19 protein-coding genes are annotated in these 18,132 nt (G+C 45.3%); 7 read left to right on the forward strand and 12 right to left on the reverse strand.

All coding sequences use genetic code 11. The features are described from left to right. Positions 1-870: a UTP--glucose-1-phosphate uridylyltransferase GalU gene (galU, locus tag DBX26_RS01050; RefSeq protein ID WP_118117579.1), complete on the forward strand. Its 870-nt coding sequence runs from the start codon at positions 1-3 to the stop codon at positions 868-870. Between the two features lie 48 nt (positions 871-918). Here galU and DBX26_RS01055 read toward each other — a convergent pair whose 3' ends face one another. Beyond that, positions 919-2,268, reverse strand: a complete 1,350-nt coding sequence (locus DBX26_RS01055; RefSeq protein WP_118117581.1) for an MBL fold metallo-hydrolase RNA specificity domain-containing protein — start codon at positions 2,266-2,268, stop codon at positions 919-921. Positions 2,269-2,624: 356 nt separating this feature from the next. Between DBX26_RS01055 and DBX26_RS01060 the strand changes: the two genes are divergently transcribed. After that, positions 2,625-3,266, forward strand: coding sequence for a YrbL family protein (locus tag DBX26_RS01060; protein ID WP_118117583.1), 642 nt, complete (start codon positions 2,625-2,627; stop codon positions 3,264-3,266). A gap of 95 nt (positions 3,267-3,361) precedes the next feature. On the opposite strand, the gene tpiA is transcribed toward DBX26_RS01060, so the two are convergent. After that, the gene (tpiA, locus tag DBX26_RS01065) at positions 3,362-4,132 is read right to left on the reverse strand and encodes a triose-phosphate isomerase (protein ID WP_014230647.1); all 771 of its coding nucleotides are present in this window, start codon (positions 4,130-4,132) and stop codon (positions 3,362-3,364) included. A 263-nt stretch (positions 4,133-4,395) separates the two neighbouring features. Here tpiA and DBX26_RS01070 point away from each other — a divergent pair, with 263 nt between their 5' ends. The 3 genes from DBX26_RS01070 to DBX26_RS01080 all read left to right on the forward strand — a co-directional run bounded on the left by DBX26_RS01070 (position 4,396) and on the right by DBX26_RS01080 (position 6,326). Further along, complete coding sequence (locus DBX26_RS01070; protein WP_118117586.1) at positions 4,396-4,743, forward strand: 5-carboxymethyl-2-hydroxymuconate Delta-isomerase; 348 nt, start codon at positions 4,396-4,398, stop codon at positions 4,741-4,743. Between the two features lie 126 nt (positions 4,744-4,869). Then, entirely contained in the window at positions 4,870-5,784 is a 915-nt protein-coding gene (locus tag DBX26_RS01075; RefSeq protein ID WP_118117588.1) for a glycosyl transferase family 90, read from the forward strand. Positions 5,785-5,900: 116 nt separating this feature from the next. After that, positions 5,901-6,326 carry a DUF805 domain-containing protein gene (locus tag DBX26_RS01080; protein WP_118117590.1) on the forward strand — a complete coding sequence of 142 codons (426 nt, stop codon included), beginning with the start codon at positions 5,901-5,903 and terminating at the stop codon, positions 6,324-6,326. 75 nt (positions 6,327-6,401) lie between these two features. Here DBX26_RS01080 and DBX26_RS01085 read toward each other — a convergent pair whose 3' ends face one another. The 3 genes from DBX26_RS01085 to glpX all read right to left on the reverse strand — a co-directional run bounded on the left by DBX26_RS01085 (position 6,402) and on the right by glpX (position 8,662). Next, positions 6,402-6,752: a DUF3135 domain-containing protein gene (locus tag DBX26_RS01085; protein ID WP_118117592.1), complete on the reverse strand. Its 351-nt coding sequence runs from the start codon at positions 6,750-6,752 to the stop codon at positions 6,402-6,404. A 157-nt stretch (positions 6,753-6,909) separates the two neighbouring features. Further along, positions 6,910-7,524 (reverse strand): metalloregulator ArsR/SmtB family transcription factor, encoded by a 615-nt coding sequence (locus tag DBX26_RS01090; RefSeq protein ID WP_118117594.1) that lies wholly within the window; start codon positions 7,522-7,524, stop codon positions 6,910-6,912. Between the two features lie 130 nt (positions 7,525-7,654). Further along, positions 7,655-8,662 carry a class II fructose-bisphosphatase gene (glpX, locus tag DBX26_RS01095; protein WP_065297622.1) on the reverse strand — a complete coding sequence of 336 codons (1,008 nt, stop codon included), beginning with the start codon at positions 8,660-8,662 and terminating at the stop codon, positions 7,655-7,657. A gap of 347 nt (positions 8,663-9,009) precedes the next feature. On the opposite strand from glpX, the gene zapB reads away from it, so the two are divergent. Continuing rightward, complete coding sequence (zapB, locus tag DBX26_RS01105) at positions 9,010-9,252, forward strand: cell division protein ZapB (RefSeq protein WP_014230654.1); 243 nt, start codon at positions 9,010-9,012, stop codon at positions 9,250-9,252. A gap of 73 nt (positions 9,253-9,325) precedes the next feature. Here the strand turns inward: zapB and rraA are convergent, their stop codons facing one another. The 7 genes from rraA to priA form a co-directional block, all read right to left on the reverse strand. Then, the gene (gene rraA, locus DBX26_RS01110; RefSeq protein ID WP_118117598.1) at positions 9,326-9,868 is read right to left on the reverse strand and encodes a ribonuclease E activity regulator RraA; all 543 of its coding nucleotides are present in this window, start codon (positions 9,866-9,868) and stop codon (positions 9,326-9,328) included. A 76-nt stretch (positions 9,869-9,944) separates the two neighbouring features. Further along, positions 9,945-10,862: a 1,4-dihydroxy-2-naphthoate polyprenyltransferase gene (locus DBX26_RS01115; protein ID WP_118117600.1), complete on the reverse strand. Its 918-nt coding sequence runs from the start codon at positions 10,860-10,862 to the stop codon at positions 9,945-9,947. Between the two features lie 254 nt (positions 10,863-11,116). Next, positions 11,117-12,448: an HslU--HslV peptidase ATPase subunit gene (gene hslU / locus DBX26_RS01120; protein WP_014230657.1), complete on the reverse strand. Its 1,332-nt coding sequence runs from the start codon at positions 12,446-12,448 to the stop codon at positions 11,117-11,119. A 23-nt stretch (positions 12,449-12,471) separates the two neighbouring features. Continuing rightward, entirely contained in the window at positions 12,472-13,023 is a 552-nt protein-coding gene (gene hslV, locus DBX26_RS01125) for an ATP-dependent protease subunit HslV (RefSeq protein ID WP_014230658.1), read from the reverse strand. Positions 13,024-13,176: 153 nt separating this feature from the next. Then, complete coding sequence (locus DBX26_RS01130) at positions 13,177-13,722, reverse strand: SPOR domain-containing protein (protein ID WP_014230659.1); 546 nt, start codon at positions 13,720-13,722, stop codon at positions 13,177-13,179. 161 nt (positions 13,723-13,883) lie between these two features. Continuing rightward, positions 13,884-14,891: a DNA-binding transcriptional regulator CytR gene (cytR, locus tag DBX26_RS01135; RefSeq protein ID WP_118117602.1), complete on the reverse strand. Its 1,008-nt coding sequence runs from the start codon at positions 14,889-14,891 to the stop codon at positions 13,884-13,886. 335 nt (positions 14,892-15,226) lie between these two features. After that, the gene (gene priA, locus DBX26_RS01140; RefSeq protein WP_118117604.1) at positions 15,227-17,431 is read right to left on the reverse strand and encodes a primosomal protein N'; all 2,205 of its coding nucleotides are present in this window, start codon (positions 17,429-17,431) and stop codon (positions 15,227-15,229) included. A gap of 297 nt (positions 17,432-17,728) precedes the next feature. Here priA and rpmE point away from each other — a divergent pair, with 297 nt between their 5' ends. Then, positions 17,729-17,950, forward strand: a complete 222-nt coding sequence (gene rpmE / locus DBX26_RS01145; RefSeq protein ID WP_014230662.1) for a 50S ribosomal protein L31 — start codon at positions 17,729-17,731, stop codon at positions 17,948-17,950. Positions 17,951-18,132: the final 182 nt, after the last annotated feature.

Raw genomic sequence — 18,132 nt, forward strand, 5'->3', positions numbered from 1 at the left:
ATGATAAAAAAATGTCTATTCCCAGCAGCGGGTTACGGTACACGTTTCTTGCCTGCTACTAAATCTATGCCAAAAGAAATGATGCCAGTGGTCAACAAACCACTCATCGAGTATGGCGTCGAAGAAGCCATTGAAGCAGGCATGGACGGCATGTGTATTGTGACAGGCCGTGGCAAGCACTCGCTGATGGATCACTTCGATAAAAACTACGAATTAGAGCATCAAATCAGCGGAAGTAGTAAAGAAGTACTGTTAGATGATATTCGTAGCTTGATTGATTCAGCGAGCTATACCTATATTCGTCAGCGTGAAATGAAAGGCTTGGGCCATGCTATTCTGACCGGGCGTGAGCTTGTGGGTGACGAACCGTTCGCCGTGGTATTGGCCGATGACCTGTGTGTTAACGAAGACAAAGGTGTGCTGGCGCAGATGGTTGACTTGTACAAGCAGTTCCGCTGTTCGATTGTTGCCGTACAAGAAGTCCCAGAAACAGAGACGCATAAGTACGGTGTCATTGCCGGTGAGATGATCAAAGACGACATCTTCCGCATCGACAATATGGTTGAAAAGCCAGAGCCGGGCACCGCACCAAGTAATCTGGCGATCATTGGTCGCTATATTTTGACTCCTGATATATTCGAATTAATTGAAAATACTGAGCCGGGCAAAGGTGGCGAAATTCAAATTACGGATGCGCTGATGCAGCAAGCACAAAACGGCTGCGTATTGGCGTACAAGTTTAAGGGTCAGCGCTTCGACTGTGGTAGCGTAGAAGGTTACATTGAGGCGACAAATTACTGCTTCGAGAATATTTACAACAAACCTTCGAAAAATCAGGTTGAAGACGTACCCGCAGTAAAAGTGGCTTAATTACGTTAGGGCCCAGGTACTAGATTCCTAGGCCCATAACCTCCACTATCAATAAACCACCGTAAATCCTTTCTTCTCTAATTCCTTCCCCAATACTTGTTGGGCTTCATCTTCCCCATGAATCAAATGAATGGCTGTTGGTGTTGTGGGAATGCCAGTAATAAACTTGAGTAAATCACTTTTGTCTGCATGGGCGGAATAACCAGAAATAGTATGAATCTGAGCATTAACTTGGATTTCTTGAGCATCTATCTCAACCTCTGAATTACCTGATTGTATCGCCTCGCCTAACGTACCTTGAGCTTGATAACCTGCGAATAGAACGTCGTTTCTTTCATCTGGAAGAAGGGCTTTCAAATAGTTGACGATTCTACCGCCTTCACACATTCCGGAAGCGGCCACAACAATGGCGGGTTCATCAGTTGAAGCGAGTCGGTTTACTAAGGCTTTATGCTCTGTGTGACTTTCCACTGTAATACACTGGTCGAAAGCAAGTGGATGGCGTTGATTGTCTAATCTTTGCTTTGCTTCCTGACTCCATAAGGTTTTAAAACGTCGATACGTTTTTGTCACTTCTTTTGCTAGAGGAGAGTCTAGGATGATGGGTAATGACGATGCCAATTCATGCTGGTTAATCAATTGCTCTATATCAAATAGCAGCTCTTGTGTTCGACCGACACTAAAAGCAGGGATCAGAATCACACCACCATCTTTTAACGCATGATCAATGATGTCGTTTAAACGCTTTGTACGTGTCGCAATGTCTTCATGTTGTCTATCGCCGTAGGTGGATTCTATAAACAGGTAGTCCGCGCGCTCTGGCGATTGTGGATCAGGCAAAAGTGGCGTATTCGATGGCCCTAAGTCACCGGAGAAAACGACAACTTCATTATTTGAGAGTTTAAATTCGACATAAGCAGAACCCAGTATATGCCCTGCAGGTTGGAAGCGGACATGTGCGAGAGCAGGGAGTTCTACCCACTGCTGATAATCACAAGATTTTAGCTGTTTTTTAATGATATTCAGTACTTGTTGGCGCTGGTGGTAGTTTAAACCGAGTTGCAGTTTCAAGCCGTCTTCAAGCATTAAGGGAACGAGTTCCGCCGTTGCTTGAGTGCAATATATTGGTCCTTTAAAACCAGAGGCCAGTAACCATGGCAGCCGGCCAATATGATCTATATGAGCGTGAGTGAGAACGAGAGCCTTTACCTGCTCGGTAGGAAACTCGATGTTCAGTGAGGCATTGCGTCCACCAAAGCTGAGATCCTTGCCTTGAAAGAGTCCACAATCAATCAAAATACTGCCGTTTGTTAGCTGAAGTTCATGACAGGAACCGGTAACGGTGTGCTTTCCGCCATGATGGATAACACTGGCTATGTCTGATATTGGTGTCGTCATGCTTTCTCCTTATCTATTCAGCTTAGGCGAGCAGGCAGTGAAAGAGTAAGACTCGTGACTCAGTAAATTGGATGTAATTGGTTGGAAAAGCGCTGAAATGCGATTAAGTTAGCATCAATAAACACTTTCATAGAGAAGAGCGGCGAAGATTGAGTTTGCTTTACACTCTTTGAGGTGTTCGACAACAGCCCCAGAATAAACCTCTATGATCTGGCTTATCTTCTAATATCCGAGCGACTCGTCACAGTTTCCAAGTTCGTGATACAATTAGCATTAAGTTCAAAGAGTTCCTCTCGTAAACACAACGTAAGCGCTTTTTGCTATCGATTACAAGAGAAAACATGTAAAGGTTAAAGATGCAATCAGATCATGAATTCCAAAACTGGACGGTTATCGGTAAAGGTGCAGAGCGAGTTTGTTTTCAAAACCCTTCCAATCCTGCTCAATGTGTGAAGTTGAGCCAGAAAGACGCTGCGAAGCAAACCTATCGAGAAATTGAGTTTTTTGAGCGACTAAAAAAGAAAAGCGTTCAGTTCACGCATATTCCAGAATTTTTGGGGAAGGTGACAACAGAGACTCAAGTTGGCTTTAAGCAGCAAGTGATTTTGGACGAGGACCTGTCAGTTTCATTAAACCTTGCACAATATATTGTGCAGCAAGGGAATGAACTCGATATCGATCATTTGCTGCTGGAGATTCGAATTCTAAAAGATTACTTGATCGAGAGCCGAGTTATACCAAGTGATTTAGTGTTGACTAACTTGCTGGTGAGGCAGGCTGAAGGGGCTATTACACTCTATTTGATTGATGGATTTGGTAATACAGAATTTATTCCGGTATCGGACTTTATCCCTTACCTAATGCATAAAAAGATTAATCGTAAGTTTAAGAAATTTCTAAGGAAAAACTTGCACGTTTTCATCAAGAAGAAAAAAACAGTTGAAGAGTTAGAGGCTTACGGTAAAAAAATCGATAAGTTTGAAGACCTGTACCTTTGAAGGTGTTTTATTTGGTGGGTGACGGTTTTGAACCGAGATAGAGAAAGGGATGCATGATGCATCCCTTTGTTATTTTTACTTGTTTAAAAACAAAATTAAGCTTTTGCTGCTGCCGCTGCTTTAGCGATTGCTGCGAAGCTCTTCGCGTCTAGAGAAGCACCACCAACTAGAGCACCATCGATGTCTGGTTGTGAGAAGTATGCTTCTGCGTTTTCTGGTTTAACAGAACCGCCGTATTGGATGATTACTTGCTCAGCAACTGCTTCGTCTTTCGCTGCGATTAGTGCGCGGATAGAAGCGTGGATGCGTTGTGCATCTTCAGCTGTTGCTGCTTTACCAGTACCGATTGCCCAGATTGGTTCGTAAGCAATGATTGCGCCGTTTAGAGCTTCAACGCCGTAAGCGTCGATAACTGCGTTGATTTGACGAGCACATACTGCTTCAGTTTCGCCTGCTTCGTTTTGTGCTTCAGATTCACCGATACAGAAAACTGGCGTTAGGCCGTTTTCTTTTAGGAAGTTAAATTTCTTCGCGATGAACTCGTCTGATTCGTTGTGGTAATCACGACGCTCAGAGTGGCCGATGATGATGTGAGTAGCACCGAAATCTTTCAACATTTCTGGAGACATGTCGCCAGTGAAAGCACCGCTGTTGTTTAGGTCAGTGTTTTGCGCACCTAGAATGATCTTGTTACCGCCTTCTGCGATTACGCGCTCAGCTAGATCGATGTAAAGTGCTGGTGGAGCTACTGCTACGTCAACACCTTCAACGCCTTCAAGCTCAGCGTTAAGACCAGTTAGCAGCTCAGTTACCATCGCTTTGCTGCCGTTTAGTTTCCAGTTACCCATAACTACAGGACGACGCATAGGAATATCTCCGTATTATCTATTAATGATTAATGTAAAAAATCTACGAAAGAATATAACAGAATAATTTGAACAGATCATGATTGGTATCATGTCTTGTTCGGCTTTGTACATCTGGTCAGCGTAGCACTTGTTTCTGTCAGTTCTATCAAAAGCAATCGATTGGTGATCACGTAGACAGAATGATAGTTCATTCCTCGGAAATTGCAGCTTGGATTGGTATTACTACGCACTGGATTTTAATGTTGTAGAAAGGAATCAAAATGCCAAATTTGGTTTTAGAGTATTCGAACTCAGTGGAAGAGCGCGTCAACGTTCAAGGTTTACTAGAAGATTTACATAGAGCTGCGTTGGATTGCGGGCTTTTTGAATTGGCATCAGTGAAGTCAAGAACACTCCGCTGTCATAACTGGCTAATAGGTGAAGAAGGCGACAGTCTGGATTTTATCCATGTAAACTTTGAGTTACTGGAAGGAAGAACGTCAGAACAAAAACGAGCGTTATCCCGAGACTTAATGGTTGTACTTCAAGAACAAGCCAGCCATGTTTACAGCCTAACGGTAAACATTCGCGATATGGATGTGGAATGTTTTCAGAAAGTGGTGAACTAACGACCATCTTCTTCTGTTAACTCGCTGCGTGGTGACCTTTCTCACGCAGTGAAGCCTTAGTTCATCTACCCCTAGTTTTGTGATTCTGCTAACCTATTGCACGGCATTGACTTCTAGGTCTATTTAATGAAACTTTTCTACTATCTTAACAACTTACTACTCAACGTCGTTCCGTCCTTTGTTTTTCAACGGCGTAAAGCTCAATTAGAGCGCCATTTTGAACAGGATAAAGACGCGATTCAGGCTCGTGTTGATTATTACTGTAAGCCGAATGAATTGCATGAGTTACCAAGTGATGCTATCACGCAACACACCTATCAGCGTCGTGGCAAGAGTGCTTATTTCTATGACTTAAAGCAGTACCTGCACTATTTTCCTAAACACCTTAAGTTCGCGTACTACTTTGGCGACCACGTAAAAGTCGAGCCACAGCCAACTCTGTATAAAGCCAGGCCGACACAGGGTGACAACTCAACGTCGGTGTTGTTTAAGTTAGATAAAATGCGCCACTTTCGTTTTATTGAAGACAAAACAGAATATCTGGATAAGAAAGATATGGCGGTTTTCCGCGGCGCTGTGAAACAAAAACATCGCATTCGTTTTATGAACGCCATGTTTGGCCATCCACTGGTAGATGCGGGTCAATCAAACCCGTCTAAAGAGCACCCTGAGTGGAAGCAGCCGTTTATGTCCATTGAGGAGCAGCTGCAATATAAATTTCTCATTTGCCTAGAAGGGAATGACGTGGCTTCTAACTTAAAATGGGCGATGTCTTCAAACTCAGTCGTTATCACGCCGAAAATGCGATTCGAAACCTGGTTTATGGAGGGGGCACTTAAGCCGGGTGTACATTATATAGAAGTTAAAGATGATTGGTCTGACTTTGAAGATAAGGTCAATTACTACTTAAAGAACCCAGCTGAAGCCAAGAAAATTTTGGATAATGCCCATGAGCATGTTGCGCAGTTCCAAGATAAAAATAGAGAAGACCTTATCTGTATCAAAACGTTGGAAAAGTATTTCTCTATCACTAATCGCTGATTTTTATTGATATTTTAAAACATGAAGGCTCGTCTGCTCTATGCTAGTAGTAAAGACAAACTTTTAGGCTACCAGTGCTATTTGAATGACATGTTTATTTTTTTGGGTAATTGCGAATGCTAACTAAAGAGCTACTGTTTTCTTTCCGAGGGCGCATCGGGCGTAAAACGTTTTGGATATGGAACATTGTCTATTACGTTTCTATCTTAGGTTTTGGCGTGGGTATCAATCAGCTGTTTCCCGCGTTTTCTCACCTTCTGCTGCCTATTTTTCTTTTGGTCATGCTTATTCCTGATCTCGCGATTACCACAAAGCGCTGGCACGATCGTGATAAATCGATTTATTGGTTAGCGCTGAATATTCCTTTGGTTTTAGGTCGGCTCGCTACACCAATGACGAGCCCAGTTTCACAAGAGTCGGCTACGCCGCAACTGTTCATTGCTTCTATATCTTTAATTTGTGGCGTATGGATTTTGGTTGAATGTGGTTTATTAAAAGGAACGAAAGGCCCTAATCAGTACGGCCCTGATCCTGTCGGATAAATGATGCTGCTCGCTAGGACGACGAGTGAGCGTATTGGTAAGTTTAAGGGCGATTATTACAGGATCCGAGAGTCATCAATAATAATCGTCATTGTCCCTCATCGACCTGAACTGAACCACATTACGTGTCTTTTCAGGTTGTGGTGCTCCTTGCAACGCTTCTCTGAACTTCATCACTTGTTTCTGTAGTTCATTCATCAATACCACGTTGACATGGTTTGGGTTTTTACAGTTGTTGATCACTCTGTCTATATGGCTCTGCTGCGCCCAAAGTCGTGGCTGCATGCTTTTCGATGCGCCTTCTATCATTTCGCGGGCCTTATCTTGTCGGAATTGCTCAAAAGCTTCCGGGTCATCTTGTGCCATTTGCATCAGTTCGTCGAAAGAGGGCAGAGTTTGCGGTTTGTGAGTACGCAGATTGGCCATCATTTGTCTCCAAATCCATGCGGATAGTTACACTTCGATATTAAAAGCGTATATCACGGAGAAGAGGAGAACGGCAAAATGACTCTGTAGTCTCAGATATAAGAGAGCGGTTTTATAGATAAGTTCTAGGAAGGAACTGCGTGATTCTAATCATTGCCTACGCTTGAATACGGTATACGCAACGTCGCTGGCCGCTAATGATATGCTCAGTGCGTTCCACACGAGTTTCATCGCCAAGTAGTGCTTGGAACACACTTAGCTCTGACTGGCAGAGACTAGGACAACGTGTAGCAGCTTTACAAATAGGGCAGTGGTTCTCAATTAAGATAAAACCGTGCTCATCTTGCTCTAGTTCTGCCATGTAGCCTTCTTGTTCTCGTAATGAGACCAGCGTTTTCAATTTGCTTTCCAGCGTGTCACATTCATCAAGATGTTGACGATAGTTTTGTAACGTGAGCTTTTCGCGCTCAGAGGTCACTTTCTCGAGGCCATCTTTACCAAAGATGTGTTCGACCGCTTCGATGAATTGTACGGTAAGTTCACCATGGCGATCGGCAAATTGCTCATGGCCTTTTTGAGTAAGAGCCCAGTGCCTGGTCGGGCGACCGACTTTGACTTTGACGTCGTAGATAGACAGGATGCCATCATCTTCTAAACCTTGAAGATGCTGACGTGCACCCATGGTGGTCATTCCAAGTTCAGAAGAGAGTTGTTTTGCCGTGACAGAGCCATCACGCTTAACGATTTGCAATATCCTATCTACGGTTTTCATATTCCCACCATTTATATGTCATGACATATTATGCGCGATAGGTTTTGTAAAGAAAAGTGTTGACTTAGTTTTGGTGAGATAAGCGAGATACTAGGGCCGTTTATCCAGGCCCTAAAATCTCTGATACTTATTAAAGAATAATATCGCGCACTTCTTGATCTTTACGTTCTAAGTAATGGATCGACTTGATGCGACGGATGGTGCGGCAGCGACCACGAATAAGCAGGGTTTCTGTTGTCGCGATATTGCCTTGGCGAGTAATGCCTTCTAGCAGATCACCTTTGGTGATGCCTGTCGCGGAGAACACAACGTTGTCACTGCATGCCATGTCTTCCATTTTTAACACGACGTTTGCTTTCACACCCATCTCTTCACAGCGTTTTAGTTCTGCTGCGCCGTAGATGCGGTTTTCTTCTGTATTACCTTTTACTTCATGACGAGGAAGTAGACGGCCATGCATGTCACCATCTAGTGCACGAATGACCGCCGCAGAAACTACGCCTTCTGGTGCGCCGCCAATGCAGTACATGACGTCCACTTCGCTGTCTGGCATACAAGTCAGGATTGAAGCGGCTACATCACCGTCTGGCACAGCAAATACGCGTACGCCCATTGCCTGCATTTCTGCGATCACTTTGTCGTGACGAGGCTTAGCCAGCGTGATCACAACTAAAGTGTCTAGAGTTTTGTTCAGCGCATTGGCGATGTTCTCTAGGTTTTCTTTTAGTGGCTTTTCTAAATCGATAACGCCTTTTGCACCTGGGCCAACCACCAGTTTTTCCATGTACATGTCAGGCGCTTTAAGGAAGCTGCCTTTTTCACCGGCCGCAAGAACCGCTAAAGCATTTGATTGACCCATGGCCGTCATGCGTGTGCCTTCGATAGGATCGACTGCAATATCGACTTCATCGCCACCAATACCCACTTGCTCACCGATGTACAGCATTGGTGCATCATCGATTTCACCTTCGCCAATAACAATTTCACCGCTGATTTCTGTTTTGTTCAGTAGTGTGCGCATAACCTCAACGGCTGCACCGTCCGCTGCGTTTTTATCGCCGCGACCAAGCCATTTATAACCAGCCAGTGCTGCACCTTCAGTAACACGGGAAAATGCCATTGCTAAATCACGTTTCATGATGTCTCCAAGTAAGCAAGAGGGAAGAAGAATTTGCGCGGCGATTTTACCATAACGAGTGTTAAACGTTTGCGTTTTTGCCGAGCTTTTACTTTGGTTAAGTTGAATTTGATCAATACTGAGTGCGTTTTTCTCGTGGCGAGAGGCAAATACCTTGCTCAAAAATGCTTCGGTGATCAGAAAAGTCAGCATTTAGTGAGATTGCGCCGGTTTTTTAACCGAATGATGCAAAATATCGAATATAGTGAGTGTTTCTCGTCGCAACGCTGAGTAGAATGAACCTCATATAGGTAAGGTGCGCGCCTGTCTCGTGCATCATCCCAACGGAACAACATAGGTAGGCCAAGATGTCTTTTGAAGTATTAGCACAACTAGAATCTAAAATTCAAACTGCAGTTGACACAATCACTCTTCTTCAAATGGAAGTTGAAGAGCTGAAAGAAGATAAAGTAAAGCTAGAAGCACAAGCAAACGAGCTTCGCACGCAACGCGAAGAGCTTGAGCAGAAAGCTGAGCAAGCACAGCAAGAGCACGCGCAGTGGCAAGAGCGCATTCGTGCACTACTTGGCAAAATGGAAGAAGTGGAATAATTCTACTTTTCTGTCCAGAATTGAAAACACCCGCTATAAGCGGGTGTTTGTGTATTTGGTGTAGGGAAAAGCGCTAAAGCCTAGGATCTTGTTCCTCTAACTCTTCTTCCTCAACTTCCTCGTCCAGTTCTAGGTCGATATTGAGCGGTTCTGGAGACAGAATGATGCCAGTGCTGTCCGCGTAAATGTAGTCTTCTGGTAGAAAGCTAACGCCGCCAAAGTTCACAGGTACGTCGAGTTCACCTATACCCTGGCTAGATGCGCCGACAGGAATAGAGGCGAGAGCCTGAACGCCAAGGTTCATATCTTCCAGTTCGTCGATTTCACGAACGCAGCCGTATACGACAATGCCTTCCCACTCATTTTCTTCTGCGATGGTTGCGATTTCTGCGTCGACAAGGGCTTTGCGTAAGGAACCACCGCCGTCAATTAGCAGCACGCGACCTAGGCCATCTTGCTCTAACGTTTCACGGATCAGCGAATTGTCTTCAAAACACTTGATGGTGGTGATTTGTCCGGCAAAGGAAGCGCGACCGCCAAAATTACTGAACATTGGTTCAACCACATCTACCTGCTCGAGGTAAATATCACAGAGTGCTGAGGTATTGTATTCCATAGCGTACCTTTCTAAACAGAAACTGGTTGTCTTTGAGTATATCTGGGCATCAAGCCAATGCAATGACAATCCTTTTTTAACTTGCCAGAGTTTGAGCTACCACAATTGTTGCAAATAAAACGTTGGTAACCAGCGAGCATTTTACGATCACTGGCATCATAGGTGCGATCTGTGCAGGCTTTTCGGTTTCCCAAACGGCTTTGCCATGATGGGCGACAAAATAAATGCTTAATAAGAATGGCAGACTGATCCAAACCGGTTTGTCCTGAATAAGCAGGTAAACAGCGAAAGCGAGAATAGCGCCACCTAATAAGATGAAATGGTACTGCTTGGCCTTTTGTTGTCCCAAGCGTACGGCTACGGTTCGTTTTCCACACTCACGGTCGTTATCAATATCACGCATGTTATTGATATTAAGAACGGCGACGGCCAGTAAGCCGCATCCCAAAGCGGGTAAGAATAGGGTGGTATCGACATGTCCGGTATGCAGGAAATAGGTGCCGGATACGCCAAGTAAGCCAAAAAACAGAAAGACAGAAATATCGCCCAGTCCGACATAACCGTACGGTTTGCTGCCCATGGTGTAGGCAATGGCGGCAAGGATGGCAAGAATACCCAATCCGATGAAGGTGAGAATACTTTCAAGAGAGCTCAAAGAGTAAAACACTAAGATCAGGCCGGAAATGACGGTTAGCACGATGTTGAAGCCAATTGCCTGCTTCATTTGCTCTTTCGTTACTGCGCCAGACTGTAAAGCACGCAGTGGACCAAGGCGTTTTTCATTGTCGGTTCCTTTTACTGCGTCGCCATAATCATTGGCCAGATTGGAAAGGATCTGTAACAGAGTCGCGGTGATAAACGCCATCAAGGAAATAGGCAAAGAGAATTGATCTGCAGCATAAGCAAGCACACTACCAGTAAGAATAGAGACTAATGCCAGCGGTAATGTTTTGGGACGAGCGGCGTCGAGCCAAATCTGTAGAGATTGTTTCATGGATATTTCGTGCTAGTAACCGATGTGTCCAGTATAAGCATAAAGAAGCAGATGCGCTATTGACCTAAAGCAAGTCAAAGAGAGTCAGGAAGTAGAGGGTTGGTTGAAAAGCGAGGTTCTGGATTTTGAAGTATGAGAATAGCATTTCAAGTACGAGTGCCGGCGATTGCACAAATATACTGTTGTTGAATTGTCGTCGCAGAACCAAAAAGCCCAGAGACGGAATCTCTGGGCTTTGTTGATTAGAGTGCTTATTAAAGAATAAAGCGGCTTAGATCTTCATCTTCAATTGTATCGCCCAGACGAGCTTGCACGTAGGCTGCGTCAATCACAAACTTAGCGCCAGATTGCTCTGCTGCATCGTAAGAGATTTCGTCCATCAGACGCTCCATAACGGTATGCAGACGACGAGCACCGATGTTTTCGGTGGTTTCATTTACTGTCCATGCGGCTTCAGCAATTCGCGTGATACCGTCTTCAGTAAATTCAATGTCGACATCTTCTGTCTTCATCAACGCGATGTATTGCTCAGTCAGTGACGCTTTAGGCTCAGTCAGAATACGTTTGAAGTCGTTACTGCTTAGAGCTTCAAGTTCAACACGGATTGGCAGACGGCCTTGCAGCTCTGGGATAAGGTCAGAAGGCTTCGCGACCTGGAATGCACCAGAAGCTACAAACAAGATGTGGTCTGTTTTTACCATGCCGTGTTTGGTGGAAACAGTGCTGCCTTCAATCAGAGGTAGCAGGTCACGCTGAACACCTTCACGAGAGACGTCAGGGCCAGAGCTTTCACCACGTTTACAGATCTTGTCGATCTCATCAATGAAGACGATACCGTTGTTTTCAACGTTGTAAATCGCGGCTTCTTTTAGCTCTTCCTGGTTCACAAGCTTCGCTGCTTCTTCCTCGGCAAGGGCTTTCATCGCGTCTTTAATTTTTAGCTTACGTTTCTTCTTGGTATCGCCCGCTAGGTTTTGGAACATACCTTGTAGCTGGTTGGTCATCTCTTCCATACCAGGAGGTGCCATGATCTCGACACCCATTTGAGGCGCGGCAACATCGATTTCAATCTCTTTATCGTCCAGCTGACCTTCACGCAACTTCTTGCGGAAAATCTGACGAGTGTGAGAGCTATCATCGCTCTGTTCTGCTTGTCCCCAGCTGTCACGAGCTGGTGGCAGTAGTGCATCAAGAATACGCTCTTCAGCTTGCTCTTCCGCGCGGAATTTTACTTTTTCCATCGCTTGTTGATGAGTGAGCTTCACTGCAACATCGGTAAGATCACGGATGATGGTTTCTACTTCTTTACCAACGTAACCTACTTCAGTGAATTTGGTCGCTTCTACTTTAATGAACGGTGCATTTGCAAGCTTCGCGAGGCGGCGTGCAATTTCAGTTTTACCAACACCAGTTGGACCGATCATCAGGATGTTTTTAGGTGTAACTTCGACACGTAGGCTTTCTTCAAGCTGCATACGACGCCAGCGGTTACGAAGAGCAATCGCAACCGAACGTTTTGCTTTGTCTTGACCAATAATATGGCGGTTCAGTTCATGAACGATTTCGCGAGGGGTCATTTCAGACATATTCTTTCCTTAGTTCGTTACGATTACTCGGCTGGAGCGGCCAGCTCTGCAGTTGATTCTAGCTCTTCTACAGTGTGATTGTGGTTGGTGAATACACAAATATCGCCCGCAATGTTCAATGCTTTTTCTGCGATTTCACGGGCATCCAGATCTGTGTTCTCTAACAGTGCCGTTGCTGCCGCTTGTGCGTACGCACCACCAGAACCGATCGCAATCAAGTCATTTTCTGGCTGAACCACATCACCATTACCGGTGATGATTAAAGATGCGGTTTCGTCTGCAACAGCAAGTAGTGCTTCTAGCTTACGAAGCGCGCGATCACTACGCCAGTCTTTCGCCAGCTCTACAGCGGCTTTGGTCAAATGGCCTTGGTGCATTTGCAGTTTGCTTTCGAAGCGCTCGAAAAGGGTGAAGGCGTCCGCAGTACCGCCGGCAAAACCAGCCAGTACTTTATTGTTGTAAAGGCGGCGAACTTTACGCGCGTTACCTTTCATTACGGTATTGCCTAGAGATACCTGGCCATCACCCGCGATGACGACTTTATTATTTCGACGTACAGATACAATGGTAGTCACAGTCGACCTCTTAATTATTTCTCTTTGGAAGTAATATTGTATATGGGGGAGAGGAAAAGGGGATTCAAGGGGAAATTAAAGGATGGGGTTTCGGTGGAGTAGGTTTCTAGTGACCTAGGGCCGATTAAACTGGCCCCAGGTTGTACTCTATCGCTAGAAATTCTCTTTCCAAATCGCACACGGCTCGATTTTAGCGCGTTGCAATTTATGGCGATCTTTTTCTGCATCGCGCTTAAATTTGTATGGGCCTAGAATAATTCGGTACCAAGAGCTGCCTTCTTTCTTAACAATTTTGCTGGTTAAGCCCTGGAAAGCGATGGCGAGCTTACGCTCTTCTGCCTGTGCCTGGGTCTTATAAGCGCCACACTGCATGATGTAAGGGATTTTCGAGACTTGAATCTCTTTGGCGACCACTTCCACTTCGCGATTTGGGAGAGATTCTACGTATTCCCATTTTTCTTCGGGTGGGGGAGGTAAATCTGTCTTTGCCTTAGGTTTGCTGACCGGAGCCGTTGATTGCTGCACAACTTGTGGCTGAGGCTCTGGATCATTGTTTAGCAAATATAGCCCGTAGCCAAAACCACCCACTAGCACGATTGCCAGTAGACCACTACGCCAAGGTTTCTTTCTTGAAGGCTGTTTTTTTGTCGACTTTTTTGGGGTACCACGCCCCCTTCTTACATAATCTTTGTTTGCCACGGTCATTTCTGGTCATCAAGAATTCTTCCAAATATGTTAATCCAGAACGAGTTGAGAAAACACCCTGTTTCTCTAATCTTGATAGATACATATAAAAAAGCAGCACCAAATGAGTGCTGCTTTTAATGGACAGAAACTTAACTGATCTTAGCGAGAAAAGCTTACGCTCGCTGAGGAGGCGCCGTACTTCCGCGCACAATCAGGTTAGTCTCCAGAAGACGAGATCCAGAATGCACATCGTGGCCTTTTAAAAGCTCTAACATCATTAGCATCGCTTGTCGGCCAATCTCGTAGCGAGGTTGAGAGATAGTCGTTAACGGTGGATCAGAGTACTGCGCGAAATTGATGTCGTCAAAACCTACGACCGATAGATCTTGTGGTACACAGAAGCCGAGCTTCTTCGCTTCTTGAATGGCGCCGATTGCCATCGTGTCACAGTGGCAGAAAATCGCGGTTGGTGGCTCCGCTAGTTCCAGCAGTTTACGCACTGCTTTTGCACCGCCGTCAAAAGAGAACTCGGTGACAATACTGTATTGCGGGTCTTTATTTATCCCTGCACGACGCAGTGCTTGCTGGTAACCTTGTTGACGGAATTGGCACAATACCGCGGTATCAGGACCTGAAATTTGCGCAATACGTTTGTGGCCGAGCTGAGTCAGATAATTGACCGCTTCAAAGGCAGAAGTCAGGTTATCGATATGAACGGTTGGCAGTTCCAGCTCAGGCGCAAATTCACACGCCATGACCATTGGTGGCAGGTTTTTCTGCTCTGGCTTACTCACATCAAACGGTAAGTCAGTACCAAGTAGCAGCATCCCGTCTGCTTGCTTTGTAAATACCAAGTTTACGAATGAGCTTTCGCGTTTCTTCTGCTGGCCACTGTCTCCAAGTAAAACCAGGTAGCCGTGCTCCATCGCTGCATCTTCGATACCACGGATGATTTCGGAAAAGTAAGGGTCGCAGATGTCAGGAACGATCGTAACAATCGTCTTCGACTCATTTCGTCGTAAATTACGCGCTAATGAATTTGGTGAGTAACCTGCTTCGAGTATCGCGTCTTCAACTCTTTTTCTGGTTGAAGAGGAGACTTTCTCCGGATTCATTAATGCTCGAGATACCGTCGCGGTAGACACTCCCGCAAGCTGGGCAACATCCTTCATTGTCGCCATAGTGTTTTAACCTCTCAAATTGTTCGCCAAGGTGACGTTATTCCCTGTAGTGAAATTACTGTCATTGAGTACAGATAAATTCGCACTTTACCATCACATTTCTGGTGTTTATTTGCCGAGTAAAGTACGTCTTTATTACCAGAACAACAATTCAAATTTGGGGAATCGCTATGGTGTTCATTTAAAGTCTTTTTCTGCAAAGCACTAAAGACTTTACTAATTGGGATAGTCTATTCATTTCTATAGCGAAAGTTACGGTCTGTTTAACAAAATCCACAATGACAACGTGACGTGTATCACATTAAAAGGTAATTCATTACATAGCTAAACGTTTGCTAGCTGAGATCCTGTGGTTCTATGTCTAAATTCCAACGTACTTTCTTGGCATTAGGTAACAACTCAATAGCAGGTTTTGCACTGGTTAATAACTTTTGCATTAATGACCGGTGTTGGGTTTGCAGCAAGAGTTGCCAGCGATATTTGCCCGCCCGTTTAGCCAAAGGTGAGGGGGTCGGGCCAAGTACCATACAAGTGTCGTCAAACAGTGGGTGAGACTCCAGCGTAAAACGAACTTGGCGCAGGAAGTCTTCGACTACCTCACTTTGGTTTGCCTCTGCTTTAAATAGAGTCAGGTAACTGTAGGGAGGTAGTTGCGCTAACTTCCGCTCCTCTAATGCGGTCATGGCAAAGTGGCGGTAATCTTTTTGCAGCAATGCTTGTAACAAACTGTGCTCGGGGTGGTGAGTCTGCAAAATTACTTCTCCAGGCTTACTCGCACGACCAGCCCGCCCCGCAACCTGAATGAAAAGCTGCGCGAGGCGTTCAGCAGCCCGGAAATCACTGCTGTATAAAGAGCCATCCACATCCAACAAGGCAACCAGCGTTACGTTGGGGAAGTGGTGTCCTTTAGCAAGCATCTGGGTACCAATTAAAATCTGGAACTCACCTTTACGAATCGATTCAAGGGCATCTTCTAAGCTGCCTTTACGGCGGGTGCTGTCTCTGTCGATACGAATGGCTTTGTATTCTGGGAAGAGTTGCGCCAATTGATGCTCTAACTGTTCTGTGCCAACACCGACCGTTACTAACTGAGTGGAGCCACATCCCTGACACTGATGAATTACAGGTTGCTGTGAGCCGCAATGATGGCAGCGTATTTCGTTACTGTATTGATGGAAGGTGTAGTAGGCATCACAGCGCTTACACTCGGCTATCCAGCCACATTCATGGCACATTAGTGCAGGGGAGAAACCTCTGCGGTTAAGAAACAGCATTACCTGATTGCCCGCTTTTAGGTGTTTACGCATTTCAGCAATCAGTGGCGCAGACAAGCCGCTTTTTAAATATTGACCTTTCACGTCGAGCACTTTATTTGTGGTCGGTACCGCAGAGCCTGCACGCTGAGTTAGTGTCAGGTGATGATATTTACCCGTCAACGCATTGTGCAGCGTTTCAAGTGCCGGAGTCGCAGATCCCAACACAATAGGCACTTGCTCTTTGTGCGCACGCATTACAGCAACATCACGAGCGTGGTAGCGCAAACTGTCTTGTTGTTTATATGAAGAGTCGTGTTCTTCGTCGACAATAATAATGCCGAGATCAGCAAATGGCGCCAGTAGGGCGGAGCGTGTCCCAATGATAATTCCAGCCGCTTTATCACGAGCCGATAACCAAGCGTTTAAACGTTCGGTATCATTTAATCCTGAGTGGATAACATCAACAGGGACATTGAAGCGGTGCTTAAAGCGGTTGATGGTTTGTGGTGTCAGGCCAATTTCTGGCACCAGAACTAACGCTTGTCGTCCTTTTTCCAACACCGGCTTGATCAGATTGAGGTAAACCTCGGTCTTACCAGAGCCTGTTACGCCCTCTAGTAAATAGCAGGCAAAACCACTTTGGCTATTGACGCTGGCGATGGCTAACGCCTGCTCATGGTTAAGTTTGGGTTTGTCGACGTCGTTTTCGACTTGCTGAGGCCAGTTTGAAATCGTTGGCATCTTCTCAATTCGCTCAATCCAACCTTTCTCTTCGACCGATTTCAGCACTGTTGAGGCGATCTCTTGCTCTACAAATTCTTGGTGCGGTACGGCTCCGTCTACCAGGATTTGCAGAACTTTTTGTTGCTTCACGGCCCGACGATCAAGCCCTTGCATCAGTTTGTCTTTACCCGCTTCGGTGATCTGCCATTCCTGCAAGGTGGCAAAATCGGCTGGTTTTCCTTTTCTCAGCGCGGCTGGCATCGCATTGTGAAGCGTATCGCCTAATGGATACTGATAAAAATGGCTACACCATGTGAGCAATGAATACAGCTTTTCTGACCAGATAGGTTGTGAGTCCAATACGGCTTTAATTGGTTTAAGCTGCTCTTTAGGAAAATCAGAGTGATTCACCATCGCAGTAACGATGCCGACTAAGGTCTGGCGTCCAAAAGGTACGGAAACGCGCCCACCAATGATCGGGAACAGGTGCCCCGGGATGGCATAATCAAACTGTTTGTCGAGTGGAACGGGTAATGCCACTCTGGCAATGGATGGACGCATAAAGTTCAGCTGTAATATAAAGAGGGAAAGGAGCTTAGAGTCTATTAAAGTTGGAATGAAAATTCGAGTAAAGCTCACTGATCTCAGTTCAAACAGGCGATGAGCAGTAGACTGGCTAAAAAAGTGGCGAAAAAATTGCCAAATGTGTTGATCCCATCAGTGCGATTCATTAGTATATCGCGCCTTGAGATATGGCTTCAGCATTATGCTGATGCGGTATCGCACTTTTGATATTAATTACGTGTGGTGTGCGGCTTAGACTCGTATAGCGACACGGCCTACTATTGAGGTTATCCCATGAAAGCTGGTATCCACCCAGAATACAAAGCAGTACAAGCTACTTGTTCTTGCGGCAACTCTTTTGAGTTCAACTCTACTCTAGGTAAAGAGTCTATCCACCTAGACGTATGTGACAAGTGCCACCCATTCTACACTGGTAAGCAACGTATCGTTGATACAGGCGGCCGTGTTGATCGCTTCAACAAGCGTTTCGGTGCACTATCAAGCGGTAAGAAATAATAGCAACTGCTATTACGATTACAGTTTAGAAAAGGACGCTTCGGCGTCCTTTTTGTTTATGGTAACACTGGCTGGTGGTAGTAAATCAGTGAGTTAAAAATTGTCTCGATTATTTTTCACTCAATGCTTGCAACCTAAAATGTGATCTGTATAATGCAGCGCACTGGTTAAGCCAGTTGTGA

The organism is Vibrio sp. dhg, assembly GCF_003443775.1.
GTDB lineage: Bacteria > Pseudomonadota > Gammaproteobacteria > Enterobacterales > Vibrionaceae > Vibrio > Vibrio natriegens.

What these genes read in the sequence shown, in the direction of transcription:
- DBX26_RS01115 (WP_118117600.1), bottom strand. Translation starts at nt 10,862, where the DNA reads ATGAAACAATCTCTACAGATTTGGCTCGACGCCGCTCGTCCCAAAACA.
- DBX26_RS01070 (WP_118117586.1), top strand. Translation starts at nt 4,396, where the DNA reads ATGCCAAATTTGGTTTTAGAGTATTCGAACTCAGTGGAAGAGCGCGTC.
- DBX26_RS01085 (WP_118117592.1), bottom strand. Translation starts at nt 6,752, where the DNA reads ATGGCCAATCTGCGTACTCACAAACCGCAAACTCTGCCCTCTTTCGAC.
- cytR (WP_118117602.1), bottom strand. Translation starts at nt 14,891, where the DNA reads ATGGCGACAATGAAGGATGTTGCCCAGCTTGCGGGAGTGTCTACCGCG.
- galU (WP_118117579.1), top strand. Translation starts at nt 1, where the DNA reads ATGATAAAAAAATGTCTATTCCCAGCAGCGGGTTACGGTACACGTTTC.
- tpiA (WP_014230647.1), bottom strand. Translation starts at nt 4,132, where the DNA reads ATGCGTCGTCCTGTAGTTATGGGTAACTGGAAACTAAACGGCAGCAAA.
- rpmE (WP_014230662.1), top strand. Translation starts at nt 17,729, where the DNA reads ATGAAAGCTGGTATCCACCCAGAATACAAAGCAGTACAAGCTACTTGT.
- DBX26_RS01075 (WP_118117588.1), top strand. Translation starts at nt 4,870, where the DNA reads ATGAAACTTTTCTACTATCTTAACAACTTACTACTCAACGTCGTTCCG.
- glpX (WP_065297622.1), bottom strand. Translation starts at nt 8,662, where the DNA reads ATGAAACGTGATTTAGCAATGGCATTTTCCCGTGTTACTGAAGGTGCA.
- hslU (WP_014230657.1), bottom strand. Translation starts at nt 12,448, where the DNA reads ATGTCTGAAATGACCCCTCGCGAAATCGTTCATGAACTGAACCGCCAT.
- DBX26_RS01090 (WP_118117594.1), bottom strand. Translation starts at nt 7,524, where the DNA reads ATGAAAACCGTAGATAGGATATTGCAAATCGTTAAGCGTGATGGCTCT.
- priA (WP_118117604.1), bottom strand. Translation starts at nt 17,431, where the DNA reads ATGCGTCCATCCATTGCCAGAGTGGCATTACCCGTTCCACTCGACAAA.
- DBX26_RS01055 (WP_118117581.1), bottom strand. Translation starts at nt 2,268, where the DNA reads ATGACGACACCAATATCAGACATAGCCAGTGTTATCCATCATGGCGGA.
- DBX26_RS01080 (WP_118117590.1), top strand. Translation starts at nt 5,901, where the DNA reads ATGCTAACTAAAGAGCTACTGTTTTCTTTCCGAGGGCGCATCGGGCGT.
- DBX26_RS01060 (WP_118117583.1), top strand. Translation starts at nt 2,625, where the DNA reads ATGCAATCAGATCATGAATTCCAAAACTGGACGGTTATCGGTAAAGGT.
- rraA (WP_118117598.1), bottom strand. Translation starts at nt 9,868, where the DNA reads ATGGAATACAATACCTCAGCACTCTGTGATATTTACCTCGAGCAGGTA.
- zapB (WP_014230654.1), top strand. Translation starts at nt 9,010, where the DNA reads ATGTCTTTTGAAGTATTAGCACAACTAGAATCTAAAATTCAAACTGCA.